The 15,970-nt window shown below is 68.6% G+C and carries 14 protein-coding genes; 5 read left to right on the top strand and 9 right to left on the bottom strand.

What is annotated here, in order from left to right; genetic code table 11:
- Positions 1-59 precede the first annotated feature (59 nt).
- Positions 60-1,799, top strand: coding sequence for an ABC transporter ATP-binding protein (locus ACLM5J_RS09515; protein ID WP_413656168.1), 1,740 nt, complete (start codon positions 60-62; stop codon positions 1,797-1,799).
- Entirely contained in the window at positions 1,796-3,646 is a 1,851-nt protein-coding gene (locus ACLM5J_RS09510; RefSeq protein WP_413656167.1) for an ABC transporter ATP-binding protein, read from the top strand. Before ACLM5J_RS09515 ends, ACLM5J_RS09510 begins: the two co-directional genes overlap by 4 nt.
- A gap of 2 nt (positions 3,647-3,648) precedes the next feature.
- On the opposite strand, the gene ACLM5J_RS09505 is transcribed toward ACLM5J_RS09510, so the two are convergent.
- The 3 genes from ACLM5J_RS09505 to ACLM5J_RS09495 all read right to left on the bottom strand — a co-directional run bounded on the left by ACLM5J_RS09505 (position 3,649) and on the right by ACLM5J_RS09495 (position 6,033).
- Positions 3,649-4,635, bottom strand: a complete 987-nt coding sequence (locus ACLM5J_RS09505; protein WP_413656165.1) for a helix-turn-helix transcriptional regulator — start codon at positions 4,633-4,635, stop codon at positions 3,649-3,651.
- Entirely contained in the window at positions 4,632-5,534 is a 903-nt protein-coding gene (locus ACLM5J_RS09500; RefSeq protein ID WP_413656163.1) for a WYL domain-containing protein, read from the bottom strand. The genes ACLM5J_RS09505 and ACLM5J_RS09500 overlap by 4 nt, the downstream gene beginning before the upstream one ends.
- A 76-nt stretch (positions 5,535-5,610) precedes the next feature.
- Positions 5,611-6,033 carry a hypothetical protein gene (locus ACLM5J_RS09495; protein WP_413656161.1) on the bottom strand — a complete coding sequence of 141 codons (423 nt, stop codon included), beginning with the start codon at positions 6,031-6,033 and terminating at the stop codon, positions 5,611-5,613.
- Positions 6,034-6,123: 90 nt separating this feature from the next.
- Between ACLM5J_RS09495 and ACLM5J_RS09490 the strand changes: the two genes are divergently transcribed.
- The gene (locus ACLM5J_RS09490) at positions 6,124-6,633 is read left to right on the top strand and encodes an O-acetyl-ADP-ribose deacetylase (RefSeq protein WP_413656160.1); all 510 of its coding nucleotides are present in this window, start codon (positions 6,124-6,126) and stop codon (positions 6,631-6,633) included.
- An 89-nt stretch (positions 6,634-6,722) separates the two neighbouring features.
- Positions 6,723-8,162, top strand: a complete 1,440-nt coding sequence (locus tag ACLM5J_RS09485) for a DUF222 domain-containing protein (protein WP_413656159.1) — start codon at positions 6,723-6,725, stop codon at positions 8,160-8,162.
- Here ACLM5J_RS09485 and leuE read toward each other — a convergent pair.
- Both leuE and ACLM5J_RS09475 read right to left on the bottom strand, forming a co-directional pair.
- Entirely contained in the window at positions 8,159-8,815 is a 657-nt protein-coding gene (gene leuE / locus ACLM5J_RS09480) for a leucine efflux protein LeuE (RefSeq protein WP_413656158.1), read from the bottom strand. The genes ACLM5J_RS09485 and leuE overlap by 4 nt on opposite strands.
- Positions 8,816-8,860: 45 nt before the next feature.
- A complete protein-coding gene (locus ACLM5J_RS09475) occupies positions 8,861-9,280 on the bottom strand; it encodes an Lrp/AsnC family transcriptional regulator (protein WP_413656157.1) in 420 nt (139 codons plus the stop codon).
- 90 nt (positions 9,281-9,370) lie between these two features.
- Here ACLM5J_RS09475 and ACLM5J_RS09470 point away from each other — a divergent pair, with 90 nt between their 5' ends.
- Positions 9,371-10,294, top strand: a complete 924-nt coding sequence (locus ACLM5J_RS09470) for a phenylalanine 4-monooxygenase (RefSeq protein WP_413656155.1) — start codon at positions 9,371-9,373, stop codon at positions 10,292-10,294.
- Here ACLM5J_RS09470 and ACLM5J_RS09465 read toward each other — a convergent pair.
- The 4 genes from ACLM5J_RS09465 to ACLM5J_RS09450 form a co-directional block, all read right to left on the bottom strand.
- Positions 10,248-11,261 carry a hemolysin family protein gene (locus ACLM5J_RS09465; protein ID WP_413656154.1) on the bottom strand — a complete coding sequence of 338 codons (1,014 nt, stop codon included), beginning with the start codon at positions 11,259-11,261 and terminating at the stop codon, positions 10,248-10,250. The two genes, ACLM5J_RS09470 and ACLM5J_RS09465, sit on opposite strands and share 47 nt — an antisense overlap.
- A complete protein-coding gene (locus ACLM5J_RS09460; protein WP_413656153.1) occupies positions 11,261-12,610 on the bottom strand; it encodes a hemolysin family protein in 1,350 nt (449 codons plus the stop codon). The genes ACLM5J_RS09465 and ACLM5J_RS09460 overlap by 1 nt, the downstream gene beginning before the upstream one ends.
- A gap of 173 nt (positions 12,611-12,783) precedes the next feature.
- Complete coding sequence (locus tag ACLM5J_RS09455) at positions 12,784-13,476, bottom strand: response regulator (protein WP_413656151.1); 693 nt, start codon at positions 13,474-13,476, stop codon at positions 12,784-12,786.
- On the bottom strand, positions 13,473-15,968 hold the full coding sequence (locus tag ACLM5J_RS09450) for a DUF4118 domain-containing protein (protein WP_413656150.1): 2,496 nt from the start codon (positions 15,966-15,968) through the stop codon (positions 13,473-13,475). Before ACLM5J_RS09450 ends, ACLM5J_RS09455 begins: the two co-directional genes overlap by 4 nt.
- Positions 15,969-15,970 lie beyond the last annotated feature (2 nt).

Raw genomic sequence — 15,970 nt, 5'->3', positions numbered from 1 at the left:
CCTCACGGTACGTTCGAGGTGACCCCCGCGGCTAGGGCAAAGGTGTGAGACTGATAGCCGTGTCTATCAGCTCCTCGCTCTTCCGCCTCCTGGTCACCTACTCACGCCCCTACCGTGGCTGGCTGGCGATCATCGTGGCGCTGCAGTTCGCCGCGACCGTCGGCATGCTCTATCTGCCGAGTCTGAACGCCGACATCATCGACAACGGTGTCGTCACCGGGGACAACGACTATGTGCTGCGCCTCGGCGCGGTGATGCTGGTGGTCACTCTGGGGCAGGCCGTCTGCCAGATGGTGGCCGCCTACTTCGCCGGACGTGCCTCGATGTCGTTCGGCCGCGATCTGCGCGCCGCCATCTTCTCCACGATCGGCGACTACTCCGGTCGAGAGGTGGCCAGGTTCGGGGCGCCGTCGCTGATCACCCGCGCCACCAACGACGTCCAGCAGGTGCAGATGCTGGCGATGATGACCTGTGTGATGGGCGCCGGTATCCCGATCATGATGGTCGGTGGCGTGGTGATGGCGATGCGCGAGGACCTCGGGCTCTCCTGGCTGATCGTGGTTCTGGTTCCGGTACTGATCATCGCCGTCGGTCTGGTGGTGACCCGGATGGTTCCGGCTTTCCGGGCGGTCCAGGAGCGGCTGGACACCGTCAACCGGGTGCTGCGCGAGCAGATCACCGGGATCCGGGTGGTCCGCGCCTTCGTCCGCGAGCCGCAGGAGCGCGCCCGTTTCGAGACGGCGAACCAGGAGCTCACCGAGGTCGCGATCACCGCGGGTCGGTGGATGGCGGCGATGTTCCCGATCGTGATCACGGTGGCGAACGTGGCCAGCATCGGGGTGATCTGGTTCGGTGGACACCGCGTTGACAACGGCGAGATGCAGGTCGGTGCGATGACCGCGTTCCTCTCCTACCTGATGCAGATCCTGATGTCGGTGATGATGGGCACCTTCATGCTGATGAGCGTGCCGCGGGCTGCGGTCAGCGCCGACCGGATCGCGGAGGTCCTCGACACCCCGAGCAGTGTGCTCCCTCCGGCCGATCCGATCAGCAAGGTCGACGTCGTCGGCCACCTCGACCTGGACGGCGTGGGCTTCACCTACCCGGGCGCCGAAGCGCCGGTCCTCGACGGCGTCACCCTGAGTGCCCGCCCCGGGCAGACCATCGCCGTGATCGGCTCGACAGGTGCCGGCAAGACCACCCTGCTCAACCTGGTGCCCCGGCTCCTCGACGCCAGCGTCGGCACCGTCCGGGTGGACGGCGTCGATGTGCGCGACCTCGACCCCGAACTGTTGTGGTCCAAGATCGGGTTGGTCCCGCAGCGGGCCTTCCTCTTCAGCGGCACGATCGCCTCGAACCTGCGCTACGGTCGCCCCGAGGCCACCGACGACGAGCTCTGGCAGGCCTTGGAGATCGCCCAGGCACGCGACTTCGTCGAGGCACTTCCCGAAGGGCTCGACAGCCCGGTGGCGCAGGGCGGAACCACTGTCTCGGGTGGGCAACGCCAGCGTCTCGCGATCGCCCGCGCGATCGTCCGGCGTCCGGAGATCTACCTGTTCGACGACGCCTTCTCCGCCCTCGACGTCGCCACCGATGCCCGGCTTCGCGCCGCGCTGGCCCCGATCACCCGCGACGCGACGGTGGTGATCGTGGCGCAACGGATAGCCACGATCCGGGAGGCGGACCAGATCCTGGTCCTGGAGGACGGAGAGGTGGTCGGTACCGGCAGTCACGGCGAACTCCTCGCCGCGAACCCGACCTACCGCGAGATCGCTGCGAGCCAAGGGGTTTCGGCATGAGCACCACGATGAAGGAGACCGAGCGGATCGCCGGTCCGACCGGGCCCGGGCGGGGGCCGATGGGCGCCGGCATGGTCGGCTCGAAGGCCGACGACTTCAAAGCCTCCACCCGACGTCTGCTGCGCCGGATGCGGCCCGAGCGCAGCCGTGCCATCGGCGTCCTCATCCTCGCTGCGGCGAGCGTCTCGGCGACCGCGATCGGCCCGTGGCTGTTGGGCAAGGGCACCGACCTGGTCTTCAACGGTCTGATCGACGGCAAGCCGGTCGACTTCGGCGCGTTGGGCCGGCTTCTCCTGCTGGTACTGGCGATCTACCTGGTCGGCGCGCTGCTCGCCTGGCTGCAGGGCTTCCTGGTCAACGACATCGTGCAGGGCACCGTGAAGCAGATGCGGACCGAGGTCGAGGAGAAGGTGCACCGGCTGCCGTTGTCCTACTTCGACCGGCAACCGCGGGGCGAACTGCTCAGTCGGGTCACCAACGACATCGACAATGTCAGCCAGACCTTGCAGCAGACGATGAGCCAACTGCTGACCTCGTTGCTCACCGTCGTGGCGGTGCTCTCGATGATGGTCTGGATCTCCCCCTTGCTGGCGCTGCTGGCCTTGGTGATGGTGCCGGTCTCGATCATCCTCACCGGTCAGATCATGAAGCGGTCCCAACGTGAGTTCATCGCCCAGTGGCGACGGACCGGGGCGTTGAACGCCCACGTCGAGGAGTCGATCTCCGGCCATGCCCTGGTCTCGGTCTTCGGCCGACGCGAGGCGGTCAACGCCGAGTTCGCCGAGCAGAACGAAGCCCTCTACACGGCCTCCTACCGCGCTCAGTTCATCAGCGGCCTGATCATGCCGATGATGATGCTGATCGGGAACCTCACCTATGTCGCGGTGGCCGTGGTCGGCGCCCTCCGGGTGACCAGCGGGGCGTTGACGATCGGCGAGGTGCAGGCCTTCATCCAGTACAGCCGCCAGTTCACCCAGCCGTTGACGCAGATCGCCTCGATGGCGAACCTGCTGCAGTCCGGCGTCGCCTCGGCCGAGCGGGTCTTCGAACTCCTCGACGCCGACGAAGAGAGCATTGACCCTGCTGTCGGCGATCGGCGCAACGGCCAGACCCGTGGTGCGGTGGCGTTCGAGGACGTCTCCTTCTCCTACGTTGCCGACCGGCCGCTGATCGAGCACCTCTCGCTGGTGGCCGAACCCGGACAGACGGTGGCGATCGTCGGCCCGACCGGCGCCGGCAAGACCACGTTGGTCAACCTGATCATGCGGTTCTACGAACTCGACGGCGGCAGGATCACCCTGGACGGCGTGGACATCACCGAGCTGAGCCGGGCCGAACTGCGGAGCAAGGTCGGCATGGTGCTCCAGGACACCTGGCTCTTCAAGGGCACCATCCGCGAGAACATCGCCTACGGCCGGCCCGATGCCAGCGAGGACGAGGTGTTGGCGGCCGCCCGCGCGACCTACGTGGACCGATTCGTGCACTCGCTCCCCGAGGGCTATGAGACCCGGGTCGACGATGAGGGGTCGAACCTCTCGGCCGGTGAACGCCAACTGATCACCATCGCCCGTGCCTTCCTGGCCCAGCCTGCGCTGTTGATCCTCGACGAGGCGACCTCGTCGGTCGACACCCGGACCGAACTCCTGCTCCAGAAGGCGATGACGGCACTCCGTGCCGATCGCACCTCGTTCGTGATCGCACACCGGCTCTCCACGATCCGTGACGCGGACCTGATCCTGGTGATGGAGGAGGGCCGGATCGTCGAGCAGGGCGGCCACGCCGAACTGCTGGCTTCCGACGGCGCATTCGCCCGGCTGCATGCCGCCCAGTTCGCGGCGATCGCCTGACCTCAGTGCGTGCGGTGGTGCTCGCTCAACTCTCGAGCGAGTTCGCCGCGCGCGCCGGTCAACGCGGCCGGTGCCTTCAGCTCTGCCTGCGGGCCGGCGACCAGGAGCAACAGGCCGACCCGGCGCTCCAGCGGAGGCAGCAGGTCGAGCTCGAGTTCGACGGACGCTTCGTGCTCGGCGATCACTCGCACCTGCTCGGCGTAGCTGTCCGCCGCCCAGCGAGCCGAGAACGGCACCTCCACGGTGACCGTGGTGGTGGCCCGCTGTGCCGCCAACCGTTCGGCGAGGTCGGCGGGCGGGGTGAAGGTCTCCTCGACCACCTCGCAGGAGCGGATGTTGGAGAGCAGGAAGGTCCGCAGCTCGCCGCCGTCGACACCGGCATCGACCTCCCAACCGCGGCGGGTGTGCACCAGCCGGTAGGGCTGCACCAGCCGCTCGGCGACGCCGTGGCGCCAACTTCGCGAGTACTCGATGCGGACCTGGCGACGTTCGGTACGGGCCCGCTGCAGCTCCGCGAGGGTGGTCGATCCCGACGCGGCGCTGGCCGGTGCGAACGGCTTCGCCGCGTCACCGAGCAGGGTCTCTTCGAGGACCGCGACGGCGTCCGCGAGCTCCTGGCTCCAGGCGGCCTCCAGCTCCATCTGGGCCGCGGTGTAGATCAGAGCCAGCTCCGAGGCGTCGATGTACTCGACCCCGAGCTCCTCGGTAGGACGGGGGTCGACGATGCGGACCCGCTCGGCGTCGTTCGGGTCCTCGTCGACGCCGTCCGGTCCGACGAACTCGATGACCTCGGGTCGGGACAGGCCCATCAACCACTCCGGACCGAGGTCGGCGGCGTAGAAGGCCAGCAGGTCCTCGCGGAGCTCCGCGGACGGGACACCCACGCGTTTGGCAAGTTCGTTGACAGCAAGGCCATCCGGGTAGGCAGCGAGGATCTCGAAGACCTGCGGGAGCCGGGCGATCCGGGAGGTGTAGGTGGGAGAGCTCATCGCGGTCCTGCCATCGAGTCGAGTTCGGCCAACAGTTCGGCGCGGATCTCAGCGGGGCCGATCAGCTCGACCCGGGTACCCAACTCGTAGAGCCGGTCGTAGAGCGCCGCACGGTGCGTCACCGTGTAGTCGAGCAGCAGCTCCTCGCCCTGCACCGTCTCGGCTTCCGGGCCGCCCAGCCAGCGGAGTACATCAGGCCCGAACTCGCGCTTGGTGCGGAGCCGCACCTGCACCGGTTCGTCGATCTGCCAATGCATCGGGTGCAGGGTCTGGTGGTGTTCCACCGGGACCGGCCGTGCGGTGCCGGGTGCTTCGACGTCGACGTCGCTCATCCGCGAGACGACGAAGCTCTTCACCTGCTCCGAGCCGTCCTCGACACCGCGCAGGTACCAGGTGCGGTACTGGGTTCGGACCGACTCGGGGTGCACCACCCGATCGCTGCCGCGGTACCGGAACCGGAGCAGGGCGCCTTCACGCACCGCCTGCAGCACGACGCCGAGCGCCGGGTCGTGCGGCGTCTCGGCGACCTCGACCGGCGGTTCGGAGGTGGCAGCCCCGAGGCCGAGCCGGTCGGCCAGGTCTGCCCGGTCGGCGACCAGCGCGGCACGGCGCAACGCAGCCTGCTGGGCCGACGTCAGACGGAGCCGGAGCCGGTTGTCGACCGTGGTCATCCGGTAGACCGCGGGCTCACCGCGGTTCGCGATGTTGTCGATCTGCCAGCCCTGGCTGTTCAGGAGGCGCAGTTCGCGGGCGACCTGGTCGGCACGGCCCGCGCCCTGGAACTCGGCGAGGTCGGCAAGCTTCTCCCCCGCGACGCCGTTGGCGCCGGCAGCGCGCAGTGCCGCGGCCATCCGCACCAGGCGTTCCATCGGCTTGCGCTGGTCACGCCCTGCCACCACGCTGCTCTCCCTCTGCCCAGATCGGAGTCATCATCCTTGCAGAGGTGAGTCTGCCGCACCGCAGCCCAGGGGCTGCTCAGCGCCACGAGATCTCGACCGTGGTCCCGGCGTCCGTCGTGGGCGTCGCGAACGTCACCGCCCTCCCCTCCTGCACGGTGAACTCGTTGCGCGGATCCCGCAGGCCGATCCCACCTCCGGCGCTCTCCGGAGCCATCGCCGCCGAGGTGCGAACGGTGATCTCATCGCCGTCCCGCTCGACGACGCGCACCGTCAGCTCGTCACCGAGGGCAGTGAAGGTGACCTCCTCGCCCTGCTCACCGAGGAGCTCGAACCTCTCGGGCGTGGGGCGATGCTGAGGGTCCCACCCGCTCCAGTCGCGGACCTCCACCTGGAGAGTCGGCGCCGGGCCGTCGTCGGCACAGCCGACGACGCCGAACCCTGACAGGAGGATCGCCAACACGGTCGCCGACGATCGGAGCGCCTTCTTTCCCGAGAACATAGAGGTCCGACGGCCGGGCCGGACCGATGGTTCCCGCGGATGACCCCGCACGGGCTGGGCCGAAGGCGGTCGGCGTTGTATGACTGGGCCATGGAGATCCGTGCCGTACAGGGCGACATCACCCGTCAGGACGTCGATGCAGTGGTCAACGCCGCCAACAACGCGATGCGTGGCGGCGGTGGCGTCGACGGGGCGATCCATCGCGTCGGCGGGCCCGCCGTGCTCGCCGACTGCATCGCCCGGTTCCCCGATGGCCTCGCCACCGGCGATGCCGGCTGGACGACGGCGGGCAACCTCCCGGCCCGATGGGTGATCCACACGGTCGGACCCGACCGTCGCGCCGGCCAGACCGACCGCTCACTCCTGGTCTCCTGCTACCGCAGGTCTCTGGAGGTCGCCGACGAGCTCGGCGCCACCTCCATCGCCTTCCCGTTGATCAGTGCCGGTGTCTACGCATGGCCCAAATCCGACGCCGTGCGCGCCGCGGTGGAGACGCTGCGCACCACCCCGACCCAGGTGCGTGAGGCCCGGATCGTCGCCTTCGACGAGGCGACCTACGCGCTGGTCGAGAAGGCGATCACCTCGCCGGATCCAGGCTGAACCACCGCTTCGACCGACCGCTTGAGATTCTCCTTCACAGGTCCCTTTTGCCTCTGGCTATCGAAAGTTTGTTCGAATAACCTGATCGCATGAACCCCGCCTTGTCCGACCTCGACGCCGCCGCGGTGCTTGCCGCGGCCGTCGACACGGTCGTGCATCGGCGACTGGTCGAGGTGCACGAGTTGTGCCTGCTCGCACAATGGGCGGCTCTCCACTCGGGAGATGTACCGGGCGGATCGCGCAACGCGTTGGTACAGCTCGGCGGCGAAGGCACGCCGAAGGTGCAGGACCACTGCCTCGGCGAGATCGCGCTGGCCCGCGGAACCCACACCGTCGCCACCACGAATGCGCTTGCCGACGTCCTGGATCTCCGGCACCGCCTGCCGGAGATCTGGGCCGCTGCCCAGAGTGGCATCGTCGATCTCTGGATCGTCCGCAAGGTCGCCAAGATGTCGCGCCAACTCCCCCTGGTCGCGGTCGGCCTCGTCGACGCCGCCGTGGCCCGGATGCTCGGCCACGAAGGCGGCGGCCGGATCCTGGAGGTCGCCGAGGCCAAGATCATCGAGGCCGACATCGATGCGCACCACCAGCGCCTGGAAGACGAGAAGCGTCGCCGCTATGTCAGCTTCACCCGCACCAACGAACACGGTCTGCGCACCCTGATCGCGCAGATCGAGGCGGGAGACGCCGCCTGGATCGAGGCCACGCTCACCCGAATCGTCGAAATCCTGCGCCGCCAGGGCCTCGACACCGTCGACCGCCCCACCGACGAGTGGCGCGCCATCGCACTCGGCTACCTGGCCCGCCCCGCCGAGCTCCTTGCCCTGTTGGCCGCCGAGGTCCACGACAACGAGCAGCCCGCAACCGCCGAGCCCGACGCTCCGGAGCACCTCAACCGGGCGATCGCCTTCCCCGCCGAACTTCTGGCCCACCTCCGTCAGGTCGACTGGCGCCAGCTCGCTCCCCGCGCCGTGCTCTACCTCCACCTGCATGAAGGCGCGCTGGTCCAGGTCGGCGACCGACCGAAGGTGGCTGGCGTGGTCCGAGTAGAGAGCGTCGGAAACTTCGGGCTACGTGCCCAGACCCTCGACCAACTCCACGGCCTACTGCGCGGTGCCAAGGTCACCGTCAAGCCGGTCATCGACCTGGCCAACCGGGTCCGCACCATCGCCTACGAACACCCCGAGGCGCTCAAGGAGCAGGTCTTCCTCGCGGTCGGTGGCGACTACTGGCCTTACGCCAACTCCACCTCACGCAAGGTCGACTACGACCACGTCACCGCCTACTGGCCGCCACCACCCCCAGGCGCTCCACCCGATGACGGCGAAGACCGCCCCGCCCAGACCGGGAACCACAACTCCGGTCCGCTCACCCGCACCCACCACCGCTGGAAGACGCACGCCGGCTATCGAGCCCGGCAGGCCGGAGCGAATCGCTACGTCTGGACCACTCCCAACGGCCTAGCGTTCATGATCGACCACCAAGGCACCCACCGGATCAGCCGAGAGGAGGCAGACCTGGTCCGCTAGCCCGCGCTCGCCGTCGCCAGCTTCACCGCGAAAGCGAGGAAGACCGCGCCGACCACGGAGGTGCCGCCCGCGGCCAGGGCCCGACGGCGACGGACCGCCTCAGCCAACCGGGCACCCGCAAAGATCAACGCGCTCAGATAGAGGAAGCTCGCGACCTCCACCATGATCCCGAGGACCAGGAAGGAGAGCGCCGGATTGGCGTAGTTCGGGTCGACGAACTGAACGAAGAAGGCGATGAAGAACAAGATCGCCTTCGGGTTCAGCAGGCTGACCACCAGCGCGCGGCGGTACGGTCGCTCCAAGGGTGCCGGAGCCTCTGGGATCTCCAACTCGTCGACAGCTGTGCGACGCCGACGCCACAGCGTCCAACCACCACGCAACATGCCGAACGCCAGCCACCCCAGATAACCGGCGCCGGCGTACTTGATGACCGTGAAGAGGACCTCGTTGGTCCGCAACACCGAGGCCACACCCGCGGCCGACAGCACCATCAGCACGGCGTCGCCGGTGAAGACCCCGCAGGCGGCCGCGTAGCCCGAACGGATCCCACGCCGCGCAGCCACCGAGAGCACATAGATCGAGTTCGGTCCGGGCAGCAGAATGATCAGCACCAGCCCCACCAGATAGGTGCCCAGGTCCGTTACTCCCCACACCCCTCGATGGTCTCACGACAGAGCCGCTCCATGCCCAGACGAAAATCAATGCTCGTCGAAGATCAGCACCGTCTGGGTGGCCACCACCTCGGCCAGCGCCTGGATCCGTTCCAGCACCACCTCACGCAGATGAGCGGTGTCACGGGCCCGGACCAGCAGCACACAGTCGAAGTCGCCGGAGACCAGCGCCACGTGCTCCGCTTCGGGGATCGCCCAGGCCTTGGCCCGAAACGTCTTCCACGAGTTCTGCCGCACCCGGACATGGACATAGGCGGAGACGCCGATCCCCACCGCCGCCGGATCGACGTCCACGGTGAACCTGCGGATCACGCCGCTCTCCACCAGCCTCTGGAACCGGGTGTAGGCGCTGGCCCGGCTGATCTCGACCTGCTCCGCCAACCGGCTGATCGAGATCCTGCCGTCGGCCCGCAGGACGTCCACGATCTGAAGGTCAATCGCATCCATATCCAGACACTTTGCCACCCAAACCCGCATCAAGCGACAGTTCATCTCCCCTGCCTCGTCACTAAGCGACGAACGACAGAAGATCGAAGCATGTTCGAAGAGGCCCAGTACTTCGCCCCGGTCCACCAACGAGACGACGGTTCACTCCAGGTCCAACTCGGCGCCGACCACCCCGGATTCGCCGACGCCGACTACCGCGCCCGCCGCGACGAACTGGCCACCCTCGCCGCCCGATGGGCGCCCGGTGAGCCCTGCCCGCAGGCAAGCTACACCGACGCCGAGCACGACGTCTGGCGCCAAGTCAGCGCCGCGCTCCGGCCCTTGCACGAGCAGTACGCCGCCACCGAGTACCTGCACGGCAAGGAGAGCCTGCAACTCCCCGAGGACCACATCCCGCAACTCGAGGAGGTCAGCGCCCTGCTCGCGCCACTGACCGGCTTCGGCTACCAACCCGCAGCCGGGCTGGTCCCGCTGCGCGACTTCTACGGGGCGCTCGCCGCGCGTCGGTTCTTCTCCACCCAGTACGTCCGCCACCACTCGGTTCCGCTCTACACCCCGGAGCCCGACGTCATCCACGAAGTGATCGGCCACGGCAACACCCTCGCCAACCCGCGGTTCACCGCTCTCTACGAGCTCGCCGGGCAGGCCAGCCAGCGCGTGCAGAGCACCGAGGCGTTGGAATTCATCAGCCGGGTCTTCTGGTTCACCCTCGAGTTCGGCGTCCTCACCGAACGCGGCGCACTGCGCGCCTACGGCGCCGGCATCCTCTCCTCACCAGGCGAGACCGAGGAGTTCCGCGAGGTCACGATCCGCCCCCTCGACCTGGTCGCGATGGGTACCGCGGACTACGACATCACCGCCTACCAGGACGTCCTCTACGCCGCTGAGTCGTTCAGCCACGTAGAGGACGTCGTCGGTGGTTTCTGGGAGTCGTGCACCGACGACTCCATCGCCGCGCTGGCAGCGACTAGGCAGCCTGCGGCAGCAGGTTCGCCAGCACGTCAGCCAGCGTGACGACGCCGATGCTGCCGTCCCCACGACGCACGATCACCAAGTGCGTCCGGGTCTCGCGCATCTCGCCTAGCGCCGCGTACAGCGGGGTCTCGGCAGCGAACTCCAAGACCGGACGGGCCAGCTCCGCGACGGACTGATCCGGGGCGTTCAGCAAGGTGTCTCGGACGTGCACCATCGTCGACGGCGCCTGCCCCGGTACCGCCGAACGGACCAGGATCCGCAGGTGCCCGGAGCGAGCCGCCATCTCCTGTACCTCGGCAGCGGTCGCGTCGTGAGCAACTGCGGTCGGGGTCCGGTCCGGCTTGAGCAGGTCGCCGATGGTCAGGCTGCGGAGGTCGAGCGCGCTGGTGATCTGCGCCGAGTAGGCGAGGTCCAACGCGCCGACGCTGGCCGAGTGCTCGACCAGGTGTCGCAGGTCTTCGGCGTTCTGTCCTCCGGCCACCTGGTCGGCAGGCTCCACGCCCACCCTCCGCAGGCACCAGTTGGCCGCCGAGTTCAGCCCGGTGAGCAACGGCCGGCTCACCGCCATGAAGGCCCGCATCGGCAACGCCAACGCGATCGCGGAGCTCTCGGGGTGTCCGATCGCCCACGACTTCGGGGCCATCTCACCGACCACCAGATGCAGGAAGGTGACCACGATCAGCGCGAGCACGAAGCCCGCGACGTCGGCCACCCAGTAGGGCGCGCCGATGTTCTCGATCGCCGGGGTGAGCCAGTGGTGCACGGCCGGCTTGGTGATCGCGCCCAAGGCCAAGGTCGCTGCGGTAATACCGAGCTGACACCCGGCCAACAGCACGGTGAGCTCGTTGGCGCTCCGCAGCGCGGCGCGTGCCGACCGGCTCTCGCCCGCACGGTCCTCGAGGCGGTGCCGCTTGGCCGCCAGCAGGGCGAACTCAACGGCCACGAAGAAGGCGCTGAGCACGATGATCGCTGTGGTCGCCGCAGCGACCACCCACGGGTTCTCCATCACTTCTCCCCCGCCTTCAGCTGGACCCGGACCCGAGTCGGCACATGCCGCTCGACCTCAAGCACCTCGATCTGGAGCAAGGTTCCGGCCGCCTCGTCGCCGAGGAGTTCCTCAGGCTCCGGCGGCAGCTCGACCTCGATCAGTTCGCCCACTTCGGGCAGCGCACCGCGAGCCGCGATCGCCACACCGGCGATGGTCTCGTAGTCGCCCTCGGGAAGATCACGTCCGATGGCACGCTCGACCTCGTCGGTGTGCACCTCGCCCGCCATCACCCAGATGCCGTCGTCCTCGGCGTCCACCCAGCCCGCGATCGGCTCGTCGTGTTCGTCGGTGATCTCGCCGACCAACTCCTCGGCGATGTCCTCGTAGGTGAGGACGCCGGTGAAGCCGCCGTACTCGTCAATGACGCAGGCCAACTGGTTGCGAGTCTGCGCCATCGTCCGCATCGCGTCCGGCAGCAGCATGGCCGTCGGTACGACCAGTGCGTCGCGGCGCAGCACCGCGATCGGCGCATCGTCGCCGGCCGAGGTGGCCAACAGGTCGGCCAGATGGACGACGCCGACGATCTCGCCGTCGTCGTCGAGCACCGGGTAGCGGGAGTGGCCGGTCGCCATCAGCCGGCGGGCGTCGCCGACGGTGCCGTCGGCGCGCATCACGTCGACGCGGGCCCGCGGGATCATCGCGTGCTCGACGTCCTGTTCGGGGAAGTCGAGGATCCGATCCAGCAGCATCGCCAGGGCCGGCGGCAGGTCGCCGCTCTCGGCCGACTCCGCCACGATGTGCTCCAGGTCGCGAGCGGTCGCCGAGTGCTCGACGTCATGGACCGGCTCCACCTTGAGCAACCGCAGCAGCGCGTTGGAGGCGGCGTCGAAGATCTTGATCAGCCAGCCGAACGCAGCCAGGTAGGCCGTGGTGGATCGGGCCAACCAGAGCGCCACCGGCTCCGGCCGAGCGATCGCCAGGTTCTTCGGGAAGAGCTCACCGAAGAGCATCTGCACGAGCGTGGAGAGCAGCAGCGCCAGCACGGTACCGACGGCGATGCCCACAGCGGTCGGCACGCCGACACCGCCGAGTCCCTCGCCGAGCGCCTCACCGATCAGCGGCTCGGCGACGTAACCGACCAACAGACCGGTCACGGTGATGCCCAACTGGGCGCCGGAGAGCATGAAGGAGGTCCGCTTGGTGACGGCCAGGGCGCGTTTCGCGCCGGTGTCCCCGGCCTCGGCCCGGGCTGCGAGCCGGGACCGATCGACGGCCATGTAAGCGAATTCCTGGGCTACGAAGTAGCCGGTGGCCACGGTGATCGCAAGGACCACCAGCAGGCCGATCAACAAGGTGAGTACCCACATCAGCGAGTCACCAACATCGGGGTGGAAGCGCCGATCAGCGGCGCGCGAAGGTCAGGTCTGGGCGGTCTATAGTCCTCGTCCATTTCGGCGTCATCGTACCGGGCAGTTGCAAGATCCCAAGAACGAACGCAAACGCACCCAACCGGGCGAGATCTGTAGTCGGTGACACCGTCCTAAGGCTGCGCCGTGAGCCGCGGCGCGAACCGGTAGCCCAGTCCGGCCTCGGTGACGAAGAGCACCGGGTGCGCCGGATCCCGTTCCAGCTTGCGACGGATGCTGCCCAGGTGGACCCGGAGATAGTTGGTCTGGCGTTCGTAGGTCGGCCCCCAGACGGTGCGCAGCAGATCGACCTGACGGACCAGACGGCCGCGGTGCTGGACCAGGATCTCCACGATCCGCCACTCGATCGGGGTCAGGTGGATATCGACGCCGTCCCGCGAGGCTCGCGAATCGGTGACGTCGAGGGTCAGCCCATCGACGTCGACCGTCAGCCCTGGGTTCTCCACCCCCGCCCGCCGGGTCGCGGCCCGGACCCGGGCCAACAGCTCCTCGATCGAGAACGGCTTGGTGATGAAGTCGTCGGCACCCAGATCGAGCGCCTCCACCTTGTCGTCCGGCTCGCTCCTCGCCGAGACGACGATCACCGGGACCTGGGTGAAGGAACGCAACTGTTTGAGCACCGCGACGCCGTCGAGGTCCGGGAGACCGAGGTCGAGCAGCACGACGTCGGGCATCCGCTCGTCGACGATCTGCAGCGCCGAGCGTCCGTCGCCCGCCGTCTCCACGTCGTAGTCGCGGGCACGCAGGTTGATCGAGAGCGTCCGCAGGATCGCCGGGTCATCATCGACGACGAGCACGAAGGTCATGCGTTCTCCTGGTCAGCACTGGGTAGGTCCAGAACGAAGGTAAGCCCTCCGCCGGGGGTGTCTTCGGTGACCAAGGTGCCGCTCATCGCCTCGGTCAGCCCACGGGCGACCGCCAGCCCCAGCCCGACTCCGTCCTTGGCCGGCACGTCGCCCATCCGTTGGAAGGGCGCGAAGAGCGGTCGATGGTCGCTCACCCCCGGACCGTTGTCGGCGATCCGAATCAGGGTCCGCTCGGCATGGGTGGTCGCGTCCACCTCGATCGCCGCCTCCGCAGGGGTGTACTTCAACGCGTTCTCGACGATGTTCGCCAACACCCGGTCGAGCAGGCCGGGGTCGGCCCGGACGCCGACATCATCCGGCACCTCGATCCGCACCCGTGCGCCGTCCGGCATCGGCGCCAGCGCGTCCTGGACCGCGGCGCGAACCCCCACCTCGGCGAGCGTGGCCTGGACCGAACCGGTGTAGATGCGGCTCATGTCGAGCAGGTTGATCACCAGCGCGGTCAGCCGATCCGCCGACTCCTCGATGGTGGCCAGCAGCTCCGCCTCGTCCTGTGCCGACCAGGTCACCTCGGTACTCCGCAGGCTCGCCACCGCGGCTTTGACCGCCGCCAACGGCGAGCGCAGGTCGTGCGAGACGGCGGTCAGCAACGCGGTGCGGGTCCGATCCGCCTCCGCGAGCCGCAACCGCTCCACCTCCGCCGAGGTCGCCGCCCGGCGCTCGGTCATCACCTTCGCGTAGGCCGCATAGGCGTTGAGCAGTCCGCGTTGCTCGGCCGGCAGCCGCGATCCGCGCAGGACGAGGGTGGTCTGCTCATCGATCTCGCAGGAGAGGTCGGCGTCCTCGCTCTGCCCGATCGGCTGGCCGACCACGGCAAGCACCGACTCGGTCCCGGTCTCGTCACGCAGCAGCACCGCCGCACCGCGAGCACCGAAGACCTCGCAGGCCGAGCCGAGCAGTCCGGTGAGGTCGTCGCTGCTGGTCAGCAGGCTGTGCGCCAGCACAGTCAGGGCGTCCGCCTCGGCCCGGGCCCGACTGGCCTGGACCGAACGCCGAGCCGCCCGGTCGACGACGACCGCCACCGAGATGCCCACGACGATGAAGAGCAACAGCGCCGTGATATTCTCCGGCGCCGAGATCGTCCAGTTGTAGAGCGGTGGCGTGAAGAAATAGTTGAGCAGCAGGCCACTGGCCAGGGCAGCGAGCACCGCCGGGAGCAGGCCGCCGATCAGCGCGGTCGCGACCACCACCGCCATCAACGCCATCGCCTCGGTCGGCAGACCGTCGATGTTGTGCGAGGTCCACATCACCATGCTCACCGCGACCGGGGCGAGCACCGCGAAGAGATAGCCGGCGATCCGGCGACCGCGACCGATGCTGTCGCGGCGCGGTGCCAGGGTCGTGCGCGAGGCGCGGACATAGTCGTGGTTGACGATATGGACATCGATCTCGCGCGCCCCGGCGATCACCTGCTCCCCCACACCTGGACGCAGCATCAGCGAGAAACGTCGACGCCGGCTGGCGCCCAGGATGATCTGGGTCGCGTTCTCGGCGCGGGCGAAGGTGAGCACGCTGTCGGCGGCGTCGTCGCCGACGACGGTGTGCAGCGTCCCGCCCAACTCCTCGGCTTTGGCGCGCAGCTCGGAGAGCCGTTCCGGCGCGATCCCGCTGAGTCCGTCGTGGCGGGTCACGTAGAGCGCCTGCCACTCCCCGCCGGATCGCCTCGCGGAGATCCGGGCGGCGCGGCGCATCAGGGTGCTGGACTCGGGGCCGCCGCTGACCGCCACCACGATCCGTTCCCGGGCAGCCCAGGTGGAGTCGATGTCGTGCTGGGCCCGGTACCGGTCCAGGCCCTCCTCGACCTGGTCGGCCAGCCAGAGCAGCGCCAACTCACGCAGCGCCGTCAGGTTGCCCTCACGGAAGTAGTTCGAGAGGGCGGCGTCGACCTTCTCGGGTTGGTAGATGTTGCCGTGCGCCATCCGCCGGCGCAGCGCCTGCGGTGACATGTCGACCAGTTCGATCTGGTCGGCCGCACGGACCACGGCATCCGGCACGGTCTCCCGCTGCCGGACGCCGGTGATCGCCTCAGTGACGTCGTTGAGTGACTCCAGGTGCTGGACGTTGACGGTGGTGATCACCGCGATCCCGGCCTCGAGCAGCACCTCCACGTCCTGCCACCGCTTCTGATGCGCGCTGCCCGGAACATTGGTGTGCGCGAGCTCGTCGACCAACACCACGGTCGGTGCCCGCTTCACGATCGCGTCGAGGTCCATCTCCCATTGGGTGGTGCCCCGGTAGGCGACCTCCCGACGCGGAACCACCTCGAGGTCGCCGACCATCTCCTCGGTACGGGGACGGCCGTGGGTCTCGACGTAGCCGACCACCACATCGGTGCCACGGTCCCGGCGTCGGTGCCCTTCGGCGAGCATGGCATGGGTCTTCCCTACCCCGGGGGCGGCGCCCAGGTAGACCCGAAGCCTCGCGCGTTCCATGA

The sequence above is a fragment of the Nocardioides sp. Bht2 genome (assembly GCF_047308515.1).
Taxonomy (GTDB): Bacteria; Actinomycetota; Actinomycetes; order Propionibacteriales; family Nocardioidaceae; genus Nocardioides.
The sequence above is the reverse complement of the archived record's forward strand: the minus strand, read 5'-3'. Positions and strand labels throughout refer to the sequence as shown.